Annotated in this window: 16 protein-coding genes, 4 tRNA genes and 2 pseudogenes; 12 read left to right on the forward strand and 10 right to left on the reverse strand. The window is 61.6% G+C overall.

The features are described from left to right. The coding region (locus L9Z73_RS08725; protein WP_247398748.1) for an acyl-CoA dehydrogenase family protein at window positions 1-1,511 on the reverse strand (1,511 nt) is incomplete at its 3' end. A gap of 259 nt (window positions 1,512-1,770) precedes the next feature. Here L9Z73_RS08725 and L9Z73_RS08730 point away from each other — a divergent pair. Then, complete coding sequence (locus L9Z73_RS08730; RefSeq protein WP_247398751.1) at window positions 1,771-2,790, forward strand: AraC family transcriptional regulator; 1,020 nt, start codon at window positions 1,771-1,773, stop codon at window positions 2,788-2,790. A gap of 1 nt (window position 2,791) precedes the next feature. On the opposite strand, the gene L9Z73_RS08735 is transcribed toward L9Z73_RS08730, so the two are convergent. Continuing rightward, window positions 2,792-3,838, reverse strand: coding sequence for an AraC family transcriptional regulator (locus L9Z73_RS08735; protein ID WP_247398753.1), 1,047 nt, complete (start codon window positions 3,836-3,838; stop codon window positions 2,792-2,794). 161 nt (window positions 3,839-3,999) lie between these two features. On the opposite strand from L9Z73_RS08735, the gene L9Z73_RS08740 reads away from it, so the two are divergent. Together L9Z73_RS08740 and L9Z73_RS08745 are read left to right on the forward strand one after the other, a co-directional pair. After that, window positions 4,000-4,851, forward strand: coding sequence for a 3-hydroxybutyryl-CoA dehydrogenase (locus tag L9Z73_RS08740; RefSeq protein WP_247398756.1), 852 nt, complete (start codon window positions 4,000-4,002; stop codon window positions 4,849-4,851). After that, a complete protein-coding gene (locus tag L9Z73_RS08745; RefSeq protein ID WP_247398758.1) occupies window positions 4,844-5,458 on the forward strand; it encodes a TetR/AcrR family transcriptional regulator in 615 nt (204 codons plus the stop codon). Before L9Z73_RS08740 ends, L9Z73_RS08745 begins: the two co-directional genes overlap by 8 nt. A gap of 6 nt (window positions 5,459-5,464) precedes the next feature. Here the strand turns inward: L9Z73_RS08745 and L9Z73_RS08750 are convergent, their stop codons facing one another. Together L9Z73_RS08750 and L9Z73_RS08755 are read right to left on the reverse strand one after the other, a co-directional pair. Further along, complete coding sequence (locus L9Z73_RS08750) at window positions 5,465-6,100, reverse strand: response regulator transcription factor (RefSeq protein ID WP_017846815.1); 636 nt, start codon at window positions 6,098-6,100, stop codon at window positions 5,465-5,467. Between the two features lie 16 nt (window positions 6,101-6,116). Beyond that, window positions 6,117-7,616: a PAS domain-containing sensor histidine kinase gene (locus L9Z73_RS08755; RefSeq protein ID WP_247398762.1), complete on the reverse strand. Its 1,500-nt coding sequence runs from the start codon at window positions 7,614-7,616 to the stop codon at window positions 6,117-6,119. Window positions 7,617-7,877: 261 nt separating this feature from the next. On the opposite strand from L9Z73_RS08755, the gene L9Z73_RS08760 reads away from it, so the two are divergent. Continuing rightward, window positions 7,878-9,500, forward strand: a complete 1,623-nt coding sequence (locus L9Z73_RS08760; protein ID WP_247398764.1) for an acyl-CoA synthetase — start codon at window positions 7,878-7,880, stop codon at window positions 9,498-9,500. Window positions 9,501-9,794: 294 nt separating this feature from the next. On the opposite strand, the gene L9Z73_RS08765 is transcribed toward L9Z73_RS08760, so the two are convergent. The 4 genes from L9Z73_RS08765 to L9Z73_RS08780 all read right to left on the reverse strand — a co-directional run bounded on the left by L9Z73_RS08765 (window position 9,795) and on the right by L9Z73_RS08780 (window position 10,207). After that, a tRNA-Gly gene (locus L9Z73_RS08765) sits at window positions 9,795-9,870 on the reverse strand. Between the two features lie 3 nt (window positions 9,871-9,873). Continuing rightward, window positions 9,874-9,949 (reverse strand) — tRNA-Glu (locus L9Z73_RS08770). 104 nt (window positions 9,950-10,053) lie between these two features. Next, window positions 10,054-10,129: transfer RNA gene (locus L9Z73_RS08775), tRNA-Gly, on the reverse strand. A 2-nt stretch (window positions 10,130-10,131) separates the two neighbouring features. Then, window positions 10,132-10,207: transfer RNA gene (locus L9Z73_RS08780), tRNA-Glu, on the reverse strand. Between the two features lie 357 nt (window positions 10,208-10,564). On the opposite strand from L9Z73_RS08780, the gene L9Z73_RS08785 reads away from it, so the two are divergent. From L9Z73_RS08785 to L9Z73_RS08820, 8 genes and pseudogenes are all read left to right on the forward strand, one after another. Further along, window positions 10,565-11,335, forward strand: coding sequence for a hypothetical protein (locus tag L9Z73_RS08785; RefSeq protein ID WP_247398767.1), 771 nt, complete (start codon window positions 10,565-10,567; stop codon window positions 11,333-11,335). A gap of 324 nt (window positions 11,336-11,659) precedes the next feature. After that, a pseudogene (locus L9Z73_RS08790) lies at window positions 11,660-12,058 on the forward strand (DUF3426 domain-containing protein); the annotation flags it as partial. A 185-nt stretch (window positions 12,059-12,243) separates the two neighbouring features. Beyond that, a complete protein-coding gene (gene dusB / locus L9Z73_RS08795; protein WP_247398770.1) occupies window positions 12,244-13,257 on the forward strand; it encodes a tRNA dihydrouridine synthase DusB in 1,014 nt (337 codons plus the stop codon). Then, window positions 13,254-13,574 (forward strand): DNA-binding transcriptional regulator Fis, encoded by a 321-nt coding sequence (gene fis, locus L9Z73_RS08800; RefSeq protein ID WP_043049474.1) that lies wholly within the window; start codon window positions 13,254-13,256, stop codon window positions 13,572-13,574. Before dusB ends, fis begins: the two co-directional genes overlap by 4 nt. An 81-nt stretch (window positions 13,575-13,655) precedes the next feature. After that, window positions 13,656-15,263, forward strand: coding sequence for a bifunctional phosphoribosylaminoimidazolecarboxamide formyltransferase/IMP cyclohydrolase (purH, locus tag L9Z73_RS08805; RefSeq protein WP_247398773.1), 1,608 nt, complete (start codon window positions 13,656-13,658; stop codon window positions 15,261-15,263). Between the two features lie 96 nt (window positions 15,264-15,359). Beyond that, entirely contained in the window at window positions 15,360-16,652 is a 1,293-nt protein-coding gene (gene purD / locus L9Z73_RS08810) for a phosphoribosylamine--glycine ligase (protein ID WP_247398791.1), read from the forward strand. A 101-nt stretch (window positions 16,653-16,753) separates the two neighbouring features. After that, window positions 16,754-19,525, forward strand: a complete 2,772-nt coding sequence (locus L9Z73_RS08815) for a hybrid sensor histidine kinase/response regulator (protein ID WP_247398794.1) — start codon at window positions 16,754-16,756, stop codon at window positions 19,523-19,525. Window positions 19,526-19,699: 174 nt separating this feature from the next. Beyond that, on the forward strand, window positions 19,700-20,296 hold the full coding sequence (locus tag L9Z73_RS08820; RefSeq protein WP_221809711.1) for a MarC family protein: 597 nt from the start codon (window positions 19,700-19,702) through the stop codon (window positions 20,294-20,296). Here L9Z73_RS08820 and L9Z73_RS08825 read toward each other — a convergent pair. Next, window positions 20,293-21,072, reverse strand: a complete 780-nt coding sequence (locus tag L9Z73_RS08825) for a hypothetical protein (RefSeq protein ID WP_247398797.1) — start codon at window positions 21,070-21,072, stop codon at window positions 20,293-20,295. The two genes, L9Z73_RS08820 and L9Z73_RS08825, sit on opposite strands and share 4 nt — an antisense overlap. Window positions 21,073-21,309: 237 nt before the next feature. Beyond that, window positions 21,310-21,506, reverse strand: a pseudogene (locus L9Z73_RS08830) (precorrin-3B C(17)-methyltransferase); the annotation flags it as partial.

The following is a 21,506-nucleotide window of genomic DNA, read 5'->3' on the forward strand; positions in this document are numbered from 1 at the left end:
GCGTTGTCGAGTAACCGCGACAAGGCCTCGCGCCCGGCGCCAAGCGCGGCGGCCAGCGCCACTGCCTGATAGTCGAGGGCGTCGATGTGACGCAGTTGCTCGACGGTTTGATCCATTTCCTCGAGCAGGCTGTTGAGCAACGCGCCTTGGTTCAGCAGGGTCTTGCGCCCCACCAGGTCAAGCGCCTGAATGCCGGTGGTGCCTTCATAAATGGTCAGGATGCGCGCATCGCGATAATGCTGCGCCGCGCCGGTCTCTTCGATGAAGCCCATACCACCGTGGATTTGCACGCCGAGAGAGGTGACTTCCTGAGCCAGTTCGGTCAGCCAGCCTTTGACGATCGGGGTGAATACATCGACGCGCCCCTGGTGATGGTGCGCAAGCTCCGGCGTGGGCGCATGCGCGGCACGGTCGACTTCAGCGGCGGCCACCAGCGACAACGCGCGCATCGCTTCGATGGACGCTTTCATCTGCAACAGCATCCGGCGCACATCGGGAAAGCGGATGATCGAGAAACGGCTGCCGTCCTTGCGCGTGCCCTGCAGACGCTCTTTGGCGTATTGACGGGCCTGCTGGTAAGCGCGCTCGGCAATCGACAAACCCTGCAGGCCAACACTCTGACGGGCGTGGTTCATCATGGTGAACATGCAGGTCAGGCCCGTGTGCGGCTCGCCGAGCAGATACCCGACCGCCCCCTCGGGGTCGCCGAAATTCATCACGCAGGTCGGGCTGCCATGAATGCCCAATTTGTGTTCCAGGGAGAGGCACTGCACGCGATTGCGCACGCCCGGCTGGCCTTGGGCATCCAGCAGGAACTTGGGCACCACGAACAGCGAAATGCCTTTGACGCCCGTCGGCGCATCCGGCAGGCGCGCCAGGACCAAATGCACGACGTTGTCGGTCATCTGGTGATCGCCCCAGGTGATGAAAATCTTCTGGCCAGTGATCAGATAGTGGTCGCCCTGGGGCACGGCGCGGCTCTTGATGGCCGCCAGATCGGAGCCGGCATCCGACTCGGTCAGGTTCATCGTCCCGGTCCACTCGCCACTCACCAGTTTTTCCAGGTAGGCGGCTTGCAGTTCGGCCGAGCCGTGATGGGCGATGGCTTCGATGGCGCCCTGGGTCAACATAGGGCACAAGGCGAATGCCATATTGGCTGAGTGCCAGATTTCATTGACGGCCGTGCCGATCACGTTCGGCAGGTTCTGCCCGCCGTGTTGTTCTGCAGCGGTCAACGAGGGCCAGCCGCCTTCCTGGAATTGCCGATACGCCTCGGCAAAACCCGGTGCTTCTTGCACGCCCTGTTCCCCCAAGTGCGTACCTTGGGTATCACCGACCCGGTTGAGCGGCGCCAGCACGCCGGAACCCAAGCGGCCTGCCTCGCTCAAGATGGCGCTGACCAGTTCGCTGTTGACATCCTGAAGCTGGGCGCTCGCGCACAACTGCTCAAATCCGACCAACGCCTCCAGCACAAATTCGGTGTCGCGGTACGGATGGGCATAACCACTCATTGTTATTTTCCTCATTCACTTGTTAAACAGGCCGCTACACCCTTCGCCCACTCCACCAAGCTGAGCAATTAACCAAAACGGCCACTACTCAAAAAACCTGGGACGGTCGCAAGCAGGGACGGAGCCCGCAGCGCATAGCTCTATTCAGCTTCCTCCGATCCAGCCCTGGGTGGCAATTACCAAATCAGTCTAAAAACAGACATAAACGGACAGCCACTTTTGGCTAAACTAGCCTGCCCTGCTGCCGGACTGCTGAACGATGGGCATCGAGCGCTATTCCATTTCCATGTACTTCGCCCACATCCTGATGACGGCCGCACGCCGCCTCGCGCTGGACGAAGACGTCTTGCTCAAGGAAGCCGGCATCAGCCGAAAGCGCCTGGATAACCTGCACCTGCGCATCACCCCCGACCAGTTCAGTCGCTTGATGCAGGCCGTGTGGCGCTTGAGTGATGACGAGTTTTTCGGCGCGGGTTCACAGCGCTGTCCGAAGGGCTGCTTCGCGATAATGGCCAAGCAAGTGATCCACTCGCATAACCTGCATTCGGTGTATTACAAGCTCAGCCATTTCTACAACGTGATGAACGACTCCCTGCACCTGGAGCTGAAAGTCGTCGGTGATGAGGCCCTGTTTTCAATGGCTTTGAGTGACCCGAGCCTGGACGCCGGCTACCTGCTGAGGGGGTTTTTACTGTTGCTCTGGCATCGGTTCCCAAGCTGGCTGATTGGCCAGCGGATCACGCTCAAGCGGGTGACGTTCGATCATCCCGAGCCCGCCCATTCAGCGGAATACCGCTTGATGTTTCCGTGCCCCGCGCATTTTGACCAACCCGAGACTTGCCTGGTGTTCGACGCCGGGATTCTCACCGCGCCGCTGGTGCAAACCGCAGAAACCCTGGCCTATCACCTGCAGCGAGCGCCGGTGGACTGGTTCACCCGTCCCGCCTATTACCCGGTTTACACGCGGCGGGTGCTGGACCACCTGGAGAACGTCGACGATCTCGCCAAGGCCACCATCCAGAGCGCCGCCAGCGAGCTGCACCTGACGGAAAGAACACTGCGGCGCAAGCTCCTGGCCGAAGGCAGCAAGTTTCAGAAACTCAAGGACGGGGTACGCCGCGACATGGCCATTCATTACTTGAGCCAGACGTCGATGTCGATCAATCAGACCTCGCAACAGCTGGGTTTCTCGGACCCGTCGGCGTTCACCCGGGCCTTCCGCCAATGGACCGGCGAGTTACCCAGGACTTACCGCGACGCGGCACTCAACCGCAAATGACTCAAGCGTCCAGGCGCGCAGGCCGAGACACTTTGCCCTGGACCCGCTCGCGGTAACGCCCTGGGCTTTCGCCGGTCCACTTCTTGAACGCACGATGGAACGCGCTGGGCTCCTGAAAACCGCATTGCGCGGCGATTTCACCGATGCTCGCCCGCGTCTGACAGAGCAGTTCCAGCGCCAGGCTGCGGCGCACTTCATCCTTGATCTCCTGAAACGAGCAACCTTCACGCTCCAGACGCCGGCGCAAAGTGCTGGGGCTCATGTGCAAGTCCACGGCCAAGTCCTCCAGCGCCGGCCACTGGCTGTAGTGGCTGCCACGCAGGCGTTGATAGACCTGGGTCGCCACGCCGTCCTGGTTGCGAAACCGGATCACCAGCCATTGCGGCGCGCTGCGCAGAAACACCTTGAGCGACGCCAGGTCCTGCACCACGGCCAGACGCAGGTAGCTGCTGGCGAATTCGATTTCGGTGCGGGCCGCGCCAAACGTCAGGTTGTAGCCCCACAGCAATTGATCGTCGCTGAGCGGCGCACGCGCATGGCGAAAGTCGGCGCGATCGATGGGCACGCGGCGTCCGCCCAGCCAGCACAGCAGGCTGATCATCAGCACCAGAAAGGTTTCCTCACCGTAACGCCGTGTGTCCTCATCGCCGCCGCCGACTTCCAGGCTGAGTACCGCACGCTTGCCATGCACGCTGAGGCTGCCGCGAAAGTCGCGCAGGAACAGGGCGAAACTGGCCAGGCACTGGGTGAGCGCTTTGCCCAGGTTCGGCTCCTGGATCAGGCCACGGCAGATCAGGGCGAAACTGCCCGGCGGCATGCCGTGGGAATCCAGGCGGAAGAACTCGTCGTTCAACTCACGAATTTGAATCAGCCATAACGCTGCAAACGCGCTGGCCGGCACCCGGGCCTCGGACTGGGTCAGCAGCGCCGGCGCGATGCCCGCTTCGCACAGCACGGCGGCCAGCCGCTCGGGCTGATCGCGCAGCGCATGGATCATGACCTGCACGAAGTAGACGGCAACCGAATCCTTTTCCCGCGTGGGCATCATTCTGAGTTCCTGTAGCGTACACATGGTAATAAACGCCAATACAACTGACAGGTTTCGGCATAGGCCGCCCCATTGTCGGGCCCTAGACTCTCGCCCAATGGACCGTATTGCAAGGCATGTCTGCCGTGCAACGGCACCGCACATTTGAAGAGAGACTGACGATGAATCTGAAAAATATCGGCGTGATCGGCGCGGGCACCATGGGTAACGGCATCGCCCAGATCTGCGCCGTGGCCGGCATCAACGTGACCTTGCTGGATATCTCCGCCGGCGCCCTGGAAAAAGCCCTGGCCACCGTGAGCAAGAACCTCGATCGCCAAGTCAGCAAGGGCACCCTCAGCGAATCCCAGAAGCATACGGCCCTGGACAAGATCCGCACCAGCACCGACTACGCCAGCCTGGCCAATGCCCAATGGGTCATCGAGGCGGCCACGGAAAACCTCGAACTGAAACGACGCGTGCTGCAACAGATCGCCGCTCACGTCGATGAGCAGTGCGTGATCGCATCCAATACGTCTTCGCTGTCCATCACCGAACTGGCAGCCGGCGTTAACGCCCCCGAGCGCTTTATCGGCCTGCATTTTTTCAACCCGGTGCCGGTGATGGGCCTGATCGAAGTGATTCGTGGCCTGCAGACCAGCGATAAGACCCACGCCCAGGCCATTAAGCTGGCACAGCATCTGGGCAAAACCGCGATCACCGCCGGCAACCGCCCAGGTTTTGTGGTCAACCGGATTCTGGTGCCGATGATCAACGAAGCGATCCTGGTGTTCCAGGAAGGCCTGGCCAGCGCCGAAGACATCGACGCCGGCATGTGCCTGGGTTGCAACCAGCCTATCGGCCCGCTGGCCCTGGCCGACCTGATCGGCCTGGACACCTTGCTGGCGATCCTCGAGGCGTTCTATGAGGGCTTCCAGGACAGCAAATACCGCAGCGCATCGCTGCTCAAGGAAATGGTGGCCGCCGGTTACCTGGGGCGCAAGACCGGGCGCGGCTTCCACACCTATGGCTGAGTATCGCTCGCGCTTGTGCGAACACCGCAACAAGGCCCTGGAGTTGCTTGCCAGCAAAGGCTTCGGTCAAGTCGGCATGCGCGAGCTGGCCAGCAGCCTGGGGTTGACCCCGGGCTCGCTGTACCACCACTACCCCAGCAAGCAGCATCTGCTGCTGGATTGGATCGAAGAGTTCTACGAAGAACTGCTGACCACCCTGGGGCGCGTCGAGCAACGGCCGCGCTCACGCCAGGACAATCTGCAACGGCTGATTCATGCCCACCTGAATTTGCATCAAGAGATGCCGTGGCATTTCCGCCTGGTGGAGCGCGATTGCGGCTGCCTCACGGAGGACCAGCAACTGCGGGTCCGGCAGTTGCGCGAACAATACGAGCATCGACTGCTGCAAATGCTCGGGCGACCGCGGCGGCTGAGTGTCCATGCCCTGCAAGCGGCCGGCCACGCCATCGCCACGCTGCTGAACAATGCGCCGAGCTGGCTGGCCGGGCAGACGCTGGATGATGCAGAACGCACCGAGTTACTGGAAAACCTGCTGACCGGCGCCATCGAGCGCGTACTGGCAACGCGGGCCGGCGACCGCCCAAGCCTGCAGATTGCCGTGGCATGAGGCCGATCAGCGCAATTGCAGGGGGTCCACCAGGCCGGCGGCAATCGCCATGCCCACCAGCTCCGGCAAATGGCTGGCCGCCATGCGCTTCATGACCCGCGCGCGATACAGGTCGATGGTCTTGACGCTGACGCCCAACTGCTCGGCAATTTCCCGATTGGTATAACCCTGCACCAGCGGGAGCAATACATCACGCTCGCGTGGCGTGAGTTGCTGCAACCGCGCCTGCACCCGCGCCGGTCCTTCACCGAGGCTCTGGCGATGATCGGCCTTGCTCAGGGCCTGCAGAACACTGTCGAGCAGCAACTGCTCGTTGTAGGGTTTTTCGATAAAGTCATGTGCCCCGGCCTTGAACGCGCGGACCACAATCGGCACATCGGCGTGGCCGCTGACGAAAATCACCGGCAGGTGCAGGTCGCGGCTGCGCATGTGCTCCTGCACATTCAGGCCGCCCATCCCCGGCATGCGCACATCCAGCAGCACGCAGGCGTTGAGGCGGCTGTCGCAGGCGTCGAGAAACTCGCGGCCACTGGTAAACGGCAGCGCCTTGAGGCCCACCGACTCCAGCAACCAGACGGTCGAATCGAGCATCCCCTGGTCGTCATCCACCACATACACCACCTGTTCCGTCACGCTCACCATCGCTTGATTCCTCTTCTTATTGTGGAGCACCGCTCTGGGCGAGTGCGGGCAAGCGGCAGCACATTTGCAGCCCGACCGGCATCGGCTCGGCCTGCAACTCGCCACCGAAGCCTTCGATGATGCTGCGGCTCATGGACAAGCCCAGGCCCAGGCCATTGGCCTTGCTGGTATAGAACGGGGTAAATATCTGCTCCAACTGCGCCGGCGAGACACCGGGGCCCTGATCGCTCACGTCGATTTGCACCCACCCGTCACGTTGTGCCAGCGCACTCATGACGATGAGCGAAGGCTGGCCGGGATGGGCTTCACGATTCGCATCAATGGCATTGCGCAGCAGGTTCAGCAGCACCTGCTCCAGCAGCACCCGGTCGGCGTAAATCAGCGGCAGATTATCCGGCAAGCGATCCTCGATCGTCACCTGGCAATCGCTGGCCTCCCAGGCACACAGGCGGACGGCTTCGCGGGCCACCTCGCCGGGGTTCAACGCCTCCATGCGCCTGCGCCCCTTGCGCAGAAACGCACGCAAGCGCTTGATCACTTGCGCGGCGTGATTGGCATGCACCGAGATCCGCTCCAGGCCCTGAGCCACCCGCTCGGCCGCCGGCGAATCACTGCCCATCGCGGCCAGATAACGCTGGCTGGCATTGGCGTAATTGACCACCGCCGCCAGCGGCTGATTCATTTCATGGGCGATACCCGACGCCAGTTCACCCAGGGTCACCAGGCGCGCAGTGTGCGCCAGTTCGTCCTGGTGATGACGCTGCTGGGCCTCACGCAGCTTGCGCTCGGTCACGGTGGTTTCCTCGGCCTGGACCCTGGCGGTGATGTCGCGGGACACGCTGACCACCTCCACCACCGCGCCGGTGTAGGTCTCGCGGATCGCCCGGCAGGCGGTTTCGAACCACAGGTAATGGCCCTGGCGATGGCGGATGCGATAGGTCATGGTGTAATAACCGTCCTGCTCCAGGCCCTCCCGCGCGCGCCGCACCAACCCCGCCAAGCCCTGCCGATGGAACAGGCGTTGTGCCAGGGTCCCGCGCAATTCCCCCGGCCAGTAGCCCAACAAGGCCCAGGAAGCCGGTGAGGCATCGAGAAAACCGCCATCCGGGGTGTGCCGGGAAATCAGGTCGGTGGTGTTTTCGATGATCAACCGATACAGGCGCCGGGCCTTGGTGGATTCGCGCTCGGCGACGATCTGCGCACTGGCGTCCCGGCAACGCGCCAGCACGCGATTTTCGCCAGGGTCGGGAATAAACGTCCACACCAGAATGCGCTCGGCGAACTGCGCCTCGACGTTTTCGATCGCCCGCTGCTGTCCCAGGCACGCCTGCACCAGCGGCAAGCAATTGACCGGCAACAGGCTCACACAATCGGCCAGGGACAACTGCTCAAGCAACGCCTGCAGCGCCGCGTTGAACTCCAGCGGCCGAGCCTGGGCATCCAGCAGCAGACTCGGCTGCGGGTCATGCCCGAGCAGCGGCGAGCCGCTTGGTAAGCGCACGGAATTGCCGATCATCTTGAAACCTATACAGGGAGGACGACGTCGAGGTCAGCGGAAGCGTTTAAGCAAGATATAGTACATATACTATACAACACAGGTAGTACTTCCATATATCCGCACGAACAGTATATAAAAGCCGCCGGAGAAGTCATTGCGCTTTTCCCGCAGGGACCGGCGCGCCAACGATAAAGCCTCAAGGCCGGCACCGTCAGCTTAACTGCCGTTACCAGCGTCTCGAACAATAGAGCTAATAATCAGCCACCGGGTATCCGCACCATGTCCATTTTCGACCAAGGCCTCGAGCCGACCAGCGTTAATCACATTGCTCTTTCGCCTTTAAGCTTCATTGAGCGCACTGCCAGCGTCTATCCCGATTACCCTGCCGTGATCCACGGATCGATACGCGCCACCTGGGCGCAAACCTACAGCCGTTGCCGGCGTCTGGCCTCGGCCCTGGCCGGTCGCGGGATCGGCAAAAACGACACCGTGGCCGTCATGCTGCCCAACATCCCGGCCATGCTCGAAGTGCATTTTGGCGTGCCGATGATTGGCGCAGTACTCAATGCGCTCAACGTGCGCCTGGATGCCGAGGCCATCGCCTTCATGCTCGCGCACGGCGAAGCCAAGGTATTGATCGCCGACCGTGAGTTCCACGATGTGGTGCATGCAGCCATCGGCATGCTTGACCATCCGCCCCTGGTCATCGACGTCGATGACCCGGAATACGGCGAAGGCCAGCCCGTCAGCGACCTGGACTACGAGGCGTTTCTCGCCGAGGGCGATCCGGACTTCGCCTGGCAGTGGCCTGAAGATGAATGGCAGGCCATCTCGCTGAACTACACCTCAGGCACGACCGGCAACCCCAAGGGCGTGGTCTACCACCACCGCGGCGCCTACCTGAATTCCCTGGGCAACCAAATGATCTGGGCGATCGGCAACCACCCCGTGTACCTGTGGACGCTGCCGATGTTCCACTGCAACGGCTGGTGCTACCCGTGGATCATCACGGCCCTGGCCGGGGTCCATGTGTTTCTGCGCCGCGTCGACCCACAGAAAATCCTCAACCTGATCCGCGAGCACCAGGTCACTCACTTGTGCGGTGCGCCGATTGTGCTCAACGCCCTGGTGAACATGCCCGACTCGGCCAAGGCCACCATCGACCACCCGGTGAACGCCATGGTCGCCGGCGCGGCGCCACCCGCCAAAGTCATCGGCGCCGTGGAAGAAATGGGCATCAAGGTGATCCACGTCTACGGCCTGACCGAAGTGTATGGCCCTGTGACCCTGTGCGCCTGGCACTCGGAATGGGATGCACTGCCCCTGGACGAACGTGCGCAGATCAAGGCTCGTCAGGGCGTGCGCTACCCGACCCTGGAAGGCGTGATGGTCGCCGACCCGAAAACCCTCGAACCCACCCCCCATGATGGCCACACCATCGGCGAGATTTTCATGCGGGGCAATACGGTGATGAAGGGCTACCTGAAGAACCCGACGGCGACGGCTGAAGCGTTCGAAGGCGGCTGGTTCCACACCGGCGACCTGGCGGTGACCCATCCCGACGGCTATGTCGAAATCCGCGACCGGCTCAAGGACATCATCATCTCCGGCGGCGAGAACATCTCCACCATCGAACTTGAAGGTGTGCTGTACCGGCACCCGGCAATCCTGGAAGCCGCCGTCGTCGCCCGCCCCGACGAAAAATGGGGTGAAACGCCGTGCGCCTTTGTCACCCTCAAGGCCGACCACCAGAACATCCGCGAAGCCGACATCATCGGCTTCTGCCGCGAACACCTGGCAGGCTTCAAGGTGCCGCGCACGGTGGTTTTCACACAGCTGCCGAAGACTTCGACCGGTAAGATCCAGAAGTTTTTGCTGCGTGACATGGCGAAAAAGCTCTAGGGCTCTTTCACCAAGCCCGAACGCTGCGCATACACGGTCGTGTCTGATTGAACGACATGGACGCTAGTTGATAGGGTTGTGCAGCCAGCCTCAAACCGATGCCCTCCTTTATGGAGGGCATTGTTTTTTGGGGCGGCTTCGTGGAGGCGCGCCGGATAGCCCGAGAAGATCAAGCAAGCATCAGGCGTACTGGCTCGCACCGGGACGCAATGTTTATCGCAGAAACGAAAAAAGACGCCGAAGCGTCTTTTTTTCGCTGACCCCCAGGCCCAATGGACACTGCGAATCAAAAATTGGAGCGGGAAACGAGACTCGAACTCGCGACCCCGACCTTGGCAAGGTCGTGCTCTACCAACTGAGCTATTCCCGCAAATGGCGTCCCCTAGGGGACTCGAACCCCTGTTACCGCCGTGAAAGGGCGGTGTCCTAGGCCACTAGACGAAGGGGACACGCTACTGAAACACATGGTGTGTATTTCAGTGCCCAGGGGCCTTGTCCGAAGACTTGGTCCTGGTTTCACTCAATGCCGCCCGAGGGCAACACTGCTTAAAAATGGAGCGGGAAACGAGACTCGAACTCGCGACCCCGACCTTGGCAAGGTCGTGCTCTACCAACTGAGCTATTCCCGCATTGGCGTCCCCTAGGGGACTCGAACCCCTGTTACCGCCGTGAAAGGGCGGTGTCCTAGGCCACTAGACGAAGGGGACACACGTACAACATTCACTCCCTACCGCGTTTCGCTGTGTGCTTTACGCTGTAAGTGGCGCGCATTCTATGGATGGATTGAAAGGTCGTCAACCCCCAAGGATAAATTTATTTAAATCAATGACTTCGCCCCCGTTTTCCGGCCCGCGCTGGCATTCTGCATGTCCGCGCCTTGACGCCTATATTCTGGCGCCCGACAAGACGCTATAGTTCATCCAGCAACTGATGGCATTGTGCATCTACGCAGGGAATGCTTACGTATATAGAAGAAACTACCTGGGCAACTGGTCGAACAGTCCTATCCGACAGATGTCCCAGTCACTACACTCCACAGCAAACCCTATAAAGAGGTCACACCGGTGACACCACTCATGATCACCCTGCTGGTAATAGCCGGGATCGTAATACTGATCGCCATTGGCTACATGAACCACGCGGTGGAAAACAACAAACTGGAAAAGCAGCGCGCCGTGATTGAGCTTAATGACCGGCTGCGTCGCTGTGGTGAGATCACCGAGACCTTCCCTGGCCAGTTGATGACCCCAGCGCTCAAGCTGCTGCTGACCCGCCTGGAGCTCAACGTCAACCAACGCTTGTTGCACCTCAACAAGACCAGCGCACCGCTCAAGGCGCGGATCGCCGAACTGAATGCGCTGGTGGCCCAAGGCGAATCGATCCCGATCAACAACCCGCCCGGCCCGATCCAGACCGAAGCCAAGGCCAAGGACGTGCGGTTCCTGCTCGAAGCCCTGCACGGCCAAGTCACCCGCGCCGCCCAGGACGGTTTCCTACCGACCAATGAAGCCAAGCACTGGATCCGGGAAATTCGCCACATCCTGGTACTGCTGCACATCGAGTTCTTCAACAACCTCGGCCAGCATGCCTTGCAACAGAACCAGCCTGGCCAGGCGCGCCTGGCCTTCGAGCGCGGCGTGCAGTACCTGCGCAAGCAGCCCGAGCCCGCGCTCTACAGAGAGCAACTGCAATTGCTGGAGAGTCAATTGGTGCGCGCCAACTCTACGGTGCTGACCAACAGCAAGCCTGCGGAAGACGAAGTCAACGAACTGACCGAAGGCCTGAAAGTCGCCGAAACCGACGCCGAGTGGAAGAAAAAAGTCATCTACGACTGACCCTCCCTCCCCATGTGGCGAGCCCTCCCTCGCCACATGCCATCATTTAGTACCTATCCGCTGGCCGTCGACTCGCGTACAAAAGTGTCCCTCACTTCGTGAAGTTGGAGGCCTGTTATGCCTGTCGCCGTGATTGATGGACAACCGCTGCACTATGTTGACCAGGGCTGCGGCCCGGTCGTCCTGCTGGGTTCGAGTTACCTGTGGGACCGAGACATGTGGGCACCGCAGATCGAAGCGCTGTCGCACCAGTATCGCGTGATCGTCCCCGAGCTATGGGGCCATGGCGAGTCCGGGCCGCTGCCGACACACACGCGATCCCTGGACGACCTGGCGCGCCAGGACGCCTATCGCCCGTGGTTCCAGCAACTGTGCCCGACACTGGGCTGCACGGTGCCATCACGGGTCGATATCGCGCACATCAAGAGCAGCAACCTGGTAGTGCGCAGCCACCCGGAATTCGCCGGCGCGCTGGTAGTGGATGCCATCATCTATAACCGTGCGACGTTCTCCCAGCCGTTCCCGCTGCTGGAGCTGCGGTTTGCCGACCTGAACGGCAGCCTGATCGCCAGTCGTCGCTTCAAGCCCGCCGAGTACCTGAGCGGTGAGCTGGCCGGGGTCAGCGAAATGCCGTCGCAGACGCCGATCCATATCTCGCTGGACATCCTCGACCCCGGCAACAAAGCCGTGAATTACAGCCTGAGCTTCCATTCGCCTGAGTGAATCGGCTCGGTCACCGAGGTTTGACGGCAGATTATTGACCGGACCGCCGGCAACCAAACCAGCGGCGATAAAGAAATAACTGTTCAGATTTTATCCAATTCAGCCTTTATCCAGTCATCGAGAGCGGGTATCATGCCAACCCTTTTTCGAACTCTAATGATCCGGCCCCACAACAGGGAAGTCCTATGTCGGCGGTACGCATCGGCCCATACACATTGCACAATGGCTTGATTCTCGCCCCAATGGCGGGGGTCACCGACCAGCCCTTTCGTCAGCTGTGCAAGCGTTTGGGCGCGGGTCTAGTAGTCTCGGAAATGGTCACCAGCGACATGAGCTTGTGGAACACCCGCAAATCGCGGCTGCGCATGATCCACGAAGGTGATCCCGAGCCCCGCTCGGTGCAGATCGCCGGTGGCGATGCACAGATGCTGGCGCAGGCGGCCCGGGCCAACGTGGAGCTGGGCGCGCAGATCATTGATATCAACATGGGCTGCCCGGCCAAGAAGGTCTGTAACAAGGCCGCCGGTTCCGCGCTGCTGAAGGATGAACAGTTGGTCACCGAGATCCTGCAGGCCGTTGTCGCCGCAGTGAATGTACCGGTCACCCTGAAGATTCGTACCGGTTGGGACCGGGACAACAAGAATGGCCTGACGGTGGCGAAGATCGCCGAACAGGCGGGTATTTCAGCGCTGGCGGTGCATGGCCGCACCCGCGCCGATCTTTACACCGGTGAAGCCGAGTACGACACCATTGCCGCGATCAAGCAGGCTGTGTCGATGCCCGTATTTGCCAATGGCGATATCGACTCAGCCGAGAAAGCCCGGCGCGTGCTGCACGCGACCGGCGCCGATGGCCTGTTGATTGGCCGGGCCGCCCAGGGGCGGCCGTGGATTTTTCGTGAAATCGAGCATTTTCTGCGTACCGGCGAGCTCCTGCCGGCACCGGGGTTGATCGAGGTGGAACGTATTCTGCTAGAGCATCTGGCCGCCCTGCACGTCTTCTATGGAGACGTGATGGGAGTACGCATTGCTCGCAAGCATGTCGGCTGGTATCTCGCAACCCTGCCGGGCGCCAGGGAGTTTCGCGCCCAGTTCAATCGTTTGGATGATACGCAAGCACAGGTCGCCACCGTTCGAGAGTACTTCAGCGAGCGTGACAAGAGCCTGGTGACAGGGGACGGAGAAGGGGTGGCCGCATGACGACGATGACCGAGACTTTAGTGAGTGGAACAACACCCGTGAGCGACAACGTCAATTTGAAACAGCACCTCAACACGCCGAGCGAAGAAGGCCAGACCCTTCGCGGGAGTGTCGAGAAGGCGCTGCACAATTATTTCGCCCACCTTGAGGGCGCTTCCGTCACGGACGTGTACAACCTCGTGCTCTCCGAAGTCGAGGCGCCCTTGCTCGAAAGCGTGATGAACTACGTCAAGGGCAACCAGACCAAAGCCAGTGAACTGCTGGGTCTGAACCGTGGCACCTTGCGCAAAAAGCTCAAACAATACGATTTGCTGTAAGCATTCAATCCGACCAGAAAGGCGCCCGCGTAACACCGGTCGCCTTTTTTGCTGACTCCTTTGCTTTTGATGGAAATTGAAATGACCGACCAGACCACCCGCCTGCCGATCCGCCGCGCCTTGATCAGTGTCTCCGACAAGACCGGGGTTCTCGAATTTGCCCGGGGGCTGGAAGCCCTGGGTGTGGAAATCCTCTCCACGGGCGGGACCTTCAAACTGCTGCAGGACAACGGCGTGGCCGCAGTAGAAGTCGCGGACTACACCGGTTTCGCAGAAATGATGGACGGTCGGGTCAAGACCCTGCACCCGAAAATCCACGGCGGCATCCTCGGCCGTCGCGGCATCGACGAGGCCATCATGAACGAGCACGGCATCAAGCCGATCGATCTGGTGGCGGTGAACCTCTACCCATTCGAAGCCACCATCAACAAGCCGGGCTGCGACCTGCCGACAGCCATCGAAAACATCGATATCGGCGGCCCGACCATGGTTCGCTCGGCCGCCAAGAACCACAAAGACGTGGCCATCGTGGTCAACGCCAGCGACTACGCCCAGGTGCTTGAAAGCCTGCAAGCCGGTGGCCTGACCTACGCCCAGCGTTTCGATCTGATGCTCAAGGCGTTCGAACACACTGCCGCCTATGACGGCATGATCGCCAACTACATGGGCACCGTGAACCAGGCCGCCGAGACCCTCAGCACAGAAGGTCGCAGCCAGTTCCCACGGACCTTCAACAGCCAGTTCATCAAGGCCCAGGAAATGCGCTACGGCGAGAACCCGCACCAGAGTGCGGCGTTCTACGTGGAAGCCAAGCCGGCCGAAGTGGGCATCGCCACCGCGACCCAACTGCAAGGCAAAGAACTGTCCTACAACAACGTGGCCGATACCGACGCCGCGCTGGAATGCGTGAAGAGCTTCGTCAAGCCGGCCTGCGTGATCGTCAAACACGCCAACCCATGCGGCGTGGCCGTGAGCCCGGACGCTGAAGGCGGTATCCGCCAGGCCTACGAACTGGCCTACGCCACCGACACCGAATCGGCCTTCGGCGGCATCATCGCCTTCAACCGCGAACTCGACGCCGAGACCGCCAAGGCCATCGTCGAGCGTCAGTTCGTCGAAGTGATCATCGCCCCTTCCGTCAGCGAAGAAGCCCGCGCCATCGTCGCCGCCAAAGCCAACGTGCGCCTGCTGGCCTGCGGTGAGTGGTCGGCTGAACGTGCCGCTGCGTGGGACTACAAGCGCGTCAACGGCGGCCTGCTGGTGCAAAGCCGCGACATCGGCATGATCAGCAGCGCCGATCTGAAAGTGGTGACCAAGCGCGCGCCGACCGAGCAGGAAATCAACGACCTGATCTTCGCCTGGAAAGTGGCCAAGTACGTTAAGTCCAACGCCATCGTCTACGCCAAAAACCGCCAGACCATCGGTGTCGGCGCCGGCCAGATGAGCCGCGTAAACTCGGCGCGTATCGCCGCGATCAAGGCTGAACACGCCGGTTTGCAGGTTGCGGGCTCGGTGATGGCGTCCGACGCGTTCTTCCCGTTCCGCGACGGCCTGGACAACGCGGCCAAGGCCGGCGTCACTGCGGTGATCCAGCCAGGCGGCTCAATGCGTGATGCCGAAGTGATTGCTGCTGCTGACGAAGCCGGCATCGCCATGGTCTTCACCGGCATGCGCCACTTCCGTCACTGATTCAACTCGATCGAAATGTGGGAGGGGCTTGCTCCCCTGCCACATAAAGCGCTCCTGCGGCGCCTCACAGAATTTGCGTCATCCGAGGTTTTTGAAATGAATGTTTTGATCATTGGCAGCGGTGGCCGTGAACACGCCCTGGCCTGGAAAGTTGCCCAGGACCCACGCGTCCAGAAAGTATTCGTAGCCCCCGGCAACGCCGGCACCGCCATTGAAGCCAAGTGCGAAAACGTCGCCATCGACGTGCTGGCCCTGGAGCAACTGGCGGATTTCGCCGAGAAAAACGTTTCCCTGACCATCGTCGGCCCGGAAGTGCCCCTGGTTGCCGGCGTCGTCGACCTGTTCCGCCGCCGCGGCCTGGATTGCTTCGGCCCGACCGCCGGCGCGGCCCAACTGGAAGGCTCCAAGGCGTTCACCAAGGATTTCCTGGCGCGCCACAAGATCCCGACCGCCGACTACCAGAACTTCACCGAGATCGAGCCGGCCCTGGCTTATCTGCGTGAAAAAGGCGCGCCGATCGTGATCAAGGCCGACGGCCTGGCTGCGGGCAAAGGCGTGATCGTCGCCATGACCCTGCAGGAAGCCGAAGACGCCGTGCGCGACATGCTCGCCGGCAACGCCTTCGGTGACGCCGGTTCACGCGTGGTCATCGAAGAGTTCCTCGACGGCGAAGAAGCCAGCTTTATCGTGATGGTCGACGGCAAGAACGTCCTGCCGATGGCCACCAGCCAGGACCACAAGCGCGTCGGCGACGGCGACAGCGGCCCGAACACCGGTGGCATGGGGGCTTACTCCCCTGCCCCGGTGGTCACCAGCGAAGTGCACAAACGCGTGATGGACCTGGTGATCTGGCCAACCGTGCGTGGCATGGCCGACGAAGGCAACGTGTACACCGGTTTCCTCTATGCCGGTCTGATGATCGACAAGGCCGGTAACCCGAAAGTCATCGAGTTCAACTGCCGCTTCGGCGACCCGGAAACCCAACCGGTGATGCTGCGTCTGCAATCGAGCCTGGTGCTGCTGGTGGAAGCTGCACTGGCCCAGGCCCTGGACAAGGTTGAAGCGCAGTGGGACCCACGTCCGAGCGTCGGCATTGTGCTGGCGGCCGGTGGTTACCCTGCCGACTACGCCAAGGGCGATGTGATTGAAGGCCTGGACGCGGCGGCGACGCTGGAAGGCAAGGTGTTCCATGCGGGCACCGCGCTCCAGGACGGCAAGGTCGTAACCGCAGGTGGCCGCGTGCTGTGTGCCACGGCGATGGGCGCCAGTGTCGACGCCGCGCAGCAACAGGCCTACAAGCTGGCCGCAAAAATCAGCTGGAAAGGCTGCTTCTACCGCAAAGACATCGGCTATCGCGCGATTGCCCGTGAACGTGGCGAGACGCATTAAGTCGCTATCCGTTCAGCTAGGTGAGGGCCTCTGGCCCTTGCCGTACTCAGGTCACCCCGCGCATAGTTAACCCGTGCATCAACCTACGAAGGGATTTCGCCGTGCGCTGGCTCAGGATCGCCATAGGTTTCACTCTCAGTCTGCTGACATTGCTCTGTTTGCTCCCGGCCCAGGCCGCCGCGCAAGGCAGTGGCTGGGCAGTATTGCTTGATGAACAAGCCGACCTGCAACTGAGCGACATTCGTTCCCCGCGCTACACCAACCAATTCAGCCCCACCGAACTGGACCGGATCACCGCCGCCGAGCCGGACGGTGCGTTGTGGGTACGTTTCAAGCTGCAACCCGGCCAGCACGAGCAAGTGCTGCGGGTATTCGCCCCGGACGTTTCCCACCTGAGCCTCTATGTGCTGGATGGCGACACCCTGGTGGAACAGCAAACCACCGGCACCCGCCAGCCCCAATCCGAGCGACCGCTACCCAGCAGCGACTTCATGCTGCCGATGCCCCAGAGCCCGAAGCCTCTTGATGTCTACCTGCGCCTGGTCTCGGAACACGAACTGCGCCCCTATATCACCCTGGAGCCGGCCGTACTTGCCGCCGCCGACCAGACCCAGACGCTGATCTACGGCCTGCTGTTCGGCTGCCTGCTGATGCTGATCCTGCACAACCTCTCCCGCTTTGCCTACCACCGCTCACGCAGCAGCCTGTGGCTGGCGGCCAGCGAATTGCTGTTGATGCTCAGCCTGGCGTTGCTGCTCAACCTGCTGGGGCCATGGCTGAAAAATTGGCACGCGATCCAGACGCCGGGCGCCTACCTCGCGCTGCTGCTGACCGCGCCGTGCGGGCTGATGTTTGCCTATCGCTTCTTCATGCCCCTTGGCCCGCACCCGCTGAACAAACTGTTGATGGCCGACATTCTGCTGATCGTGCTGTGCGGCCTGTTGCTGTTGTTCGTCAACACCTTGCCGCTGAACATCATCACCTACGCCCTGGTGGCCCTGGCCGGCCTGAGCATGTTGTTTGTCTCGGCGTATCACTGGCAACAAGGCTACCGGCCGGCGCGGTTGTTCGTGGCGGGGATGGTGGTGTTCAACATCGGCATACTGATCATCCTGCCTGCCCTGCTTGGCCTCACGCTGCTGGCGCCGCAAGGCTTGATCATTACCCTGCTCGGCTTTATCTGCCTCAGCGGCCTGCTGATGAGCCTGGCCCTGGGCGAGCGCCAACGCGCCCTTGTCGAAGCACGCTTCAACCTCAGCCGTGAGCTGGCGGCCAGCAACGCCGAAATCGCCGCCAAGGCCGAGTTCCTGGCGAAGATCAGCCACGAAATCCGCACGCCCATGAACGGCGTGCTGGGCATGACCGAGCTGCTACTGGGCACGCCGTTGTCGGTGAAGCAGCGCGACTATGTGCAGACAATCCACAGCGCCGGTAACGAACTGCTCACACTGATCAACGAAATCCTCGATATCTCCAAGCTGGAATCCGGCCAGATCGAATTGGACGACGTGCAATTCGACCTCAATGCGCTGATCGAAGATTGCCTGAGCATCTTCCGCGCCAAGGCCGAGCAGCAGAACGTCGAGCTGATCAGCTTTATCCAGCCTCAGGTGCCGCGGGTGATCAGCGGCGACCCGACGCGCCTGCGCCAGGCGATGTTGAGCCTGCTGGAAAACGCCCTGCAGAAAACCGACGAAGGCGAAGTGTTGATCGTTGTCGCCCTCGACGAGCGCAGCACCAAGCCGCGCCTGCGCATTGCCGTGCAGGACAGCGGCCTGCCGATGGAAGCCGCCGAACGCGATGCATTGCTGCACAGCGAACTGCACAGCAAGAACTTCCTCTCGGCCACCCGCTTGAGCGGTCACCTGGGCCTGGTCATCGCCCGCCAGTTGATCCTGTTGATGAACGGCGAATTCGGCATCAAGAGCGGCGCGCAACAGGGCAGCACCCTGTGGCTGACCCTGCCGCTGGACCCGGAACGCCTGGAACACCCGACCTCCGACCTTGACGGCCCGCTCAAGGGTGCGCGGGTGCTGGTGGTGGACGACAACGACACCTGCCGCAAAGTGCTGGTGCAGCAATGCACCGCGTGGGGCCTCAACGTCAGCGCCGTGCCGTCGGGCAAGGAAGCCCTGGCGTTGTTGCGCACCAAGGCGCACCTGCGTGATTACTTCGACGTGGTGCTGCTGGACCAGAACATGCCCGGCATGACCGGCATGCAACTGGCGGCAAAGATCAAGGAAGACCCAAGCCTTAACCACGATATCCTGCTGATCATGCTCACCGGCATCAGTAACGCGCCGAGCAAGATCATTGCGCGCAATTGCGGGATCAAGCGCATCCTCGCCAAGCCGGTGGCCGGCTACACCCTCAAGACCACCCTGGCCGACGAACTGACCCAGCGCAGCAAAGGCGGCGGGCAGCCACGCGCGCCCCTCAACATCCCGGCGCCCATCACCGTGCCCAGCGACTTCCGCATCCTGGTGGCCGAAGACAACAGCATCTCCACCAAAGTCATCCGCGGCATGCTCGGCAAGCTCAACCTCAACCCGGACACCGCGAGCAACGGCGAAGAAGCCCTGCTGGCGATGAAAGCCCAGCGCTACGACCTGGTGTTGATGGACTGTGAAATGCCGATCCTCGATGGCTTCTCCGCGACCCAGCAGCTACGGGCCTGGGAAGTCAGCCACCAGCGCATTCGCACGCCGGTGGTGGCGCTCACTGCACACATCCTCTCGGAACACAAAGAGCGCGCACGCCAGGCCGGGATGGACGGGCACATGGCCAAACCGGTGGAGTTGTCGCAATTGCGCGAACTGGTGGAATACTGGGTGGCGCAGCGCCAGCCACAGCCGGAGCACGCGCCCTCTTAACGTCAAACGCAGGCTCAGTGTGGGGGGGGCTTGCCCCCTCCCACACTGAACCTGCGTCTGCCACACAATGGATGAACACCACAGATCCTATGTGGGAGGGGCCTGCCCCCTCCCACATTTGTGCTCTGTCGCCTGATAGACTCCGCCAATCTCCTTCTGTCGCGAGCCACCCCCATGCTCCACGTGTTATTCAGCGTTTACCTGAAGATGCTGGTGCTCTACAGCCCGTTCTTCGTGTTGTCCTGTTTTATCAGCCTGACCCGCGGCTACTCCAGCAAAGAACGGCGACGCCTGGCCTGGAAAGTGGCGCTGGCGACCCTGGTGTCGAGCGTCTTGCTCTACCTGTTCGGCCGGGTGATTTTCAGTGTGTTCGGCATCACCGTGGACGCCTTCCGCATCGGCGCCGGTAGCGTGCTGTTTATCTCGGCCCTGGGCATGGCCCAGGGCAAGTCGGCGGTGCAGACCGATAACGTGCAGCAGGACGTGACCATCGTCCCGCTGACCATCCCCCTCACCGTCGGCCCCGGCACCATCGGGGCACTGCTGGTGATGGGCGTCAGCCAGCCGCATTGGGATGACAAGCTCACCGCCATCCTCAGCATCGCCCTGGCCAGCTTTACGGTGGGTGTGGTGCTGTATTTGTCCAACCGTATCGAACGGATTCTCGGTGACCAGGGCTTGCAAATTGTCAGTCGGTTAATGGGCTTGTTCGTGTGCGCCTTGGCCGCACAAATTATCTTTACCGGGGTGCGCGGCTACCTGGTGCCTTAGATCCGGTATTTGGCGATCGCCAGTTGCACCTTGTCGCCCGCACTCTCACGCATCAACTGGATGGTTTTTTCGTTGACCACCGAGGTATTCAGCACCAGGCAGGTTTGCCCGCTGAAGGCCTCGAACGAGGAACTGTCCCACTCAAGAAAGGGCAGCCCCACCTGTTTGCTGACGCCATGGGAGCTGTAGGTCACCAGCACCATCATGACTTCGCCGTCGGTTTCGGCGCAGGAGGCCAGGCCAAAATCGCCGCCCTGATGCACCGTGCTGTTGCGCTTGAACAGCTCGAACGACGCGGGCATCTGCTTCAAGGCGTCCAGCGCATCGGCAGCCAGTTTCGGTAATGCCGCCAGCAGTGGCCCGGCCAATGAGGTCGAGGCCAGCAGGGTCGCGATGATATTCAGCGCCGCCAGTTGCACCGTCAGGCCCTTGCCGGCGCTTGAGACCCGCTCGAAACGGCTACGCACCGGCAGCCAGCCCAGGCTGATCATCACCTTGATAAATTCGTCGTACCAATCCTCCGTGCCGCGCCGGACTTTCAAGACATCGCTCACGTAGCTGCTGGCCAACAGATAACTTTTGCGGATGTATTCGCGGTTCAGGCCGCTCAGGCCATCGGCGAACGAGATCACGCCATTGTTGACCACTGCCGCGTTGCAGTCGTCCTCGGTATCCAGCGGTAACACAGCGTGCGTCCCCGGCGCACCCGGCAGCTTATAGGCCGCAATCAATTTGCGCCGTTTGGTGCTGTTGATCCTTCTGTGATGTCGCTCCATTTTCAGTTCTCCACAAGCACCCCACATGGGGCGTGTGTCCACACTAGTCCAGGCGCTGGCGGGCTTTCCACACGACAAACATGCCTTGCCGACAGCGCCCGCACGGCGCTGCCCAGCATTCGTTGGGTGCCCCGTGGACACGTGCGTATTTCATCGGCAAAAAAAGAAAAAGCCCCGAATGACGGTAGGCGTTCACCCAGCGTCATTCGGAGCTTTCCGGCGGTTGCGCGGCGGTTTTCAGGAGGCCGGTTTTTCTCCGTACCAACGCGGCGTGTACACCCACTCACCGCCGCCCGCACGCGGGAACACGCAGGTGGTGGACGAGCCGATCAGCACCATGGTGCGCATGTCCACCTGTTCCGGGGTCAGTTGCCCCAGCGTGGTCACGCGCAGGGTCTGGCCCGGACGCCCGATGTCACGGCCCAGCACCACCG

This window comes from Pseudomonas emilianonis (genome assembly GCF_023072625.1).
In the GTDB taxonomy this organism is placed as follows: domain Bacteria; phylum Pseudomonadota; class Gammaproteobacteria; order Pseudomonadales; family Pseudomonadaceae; genus Aquipseudomonas; species Aquipseudomonas paraveronii.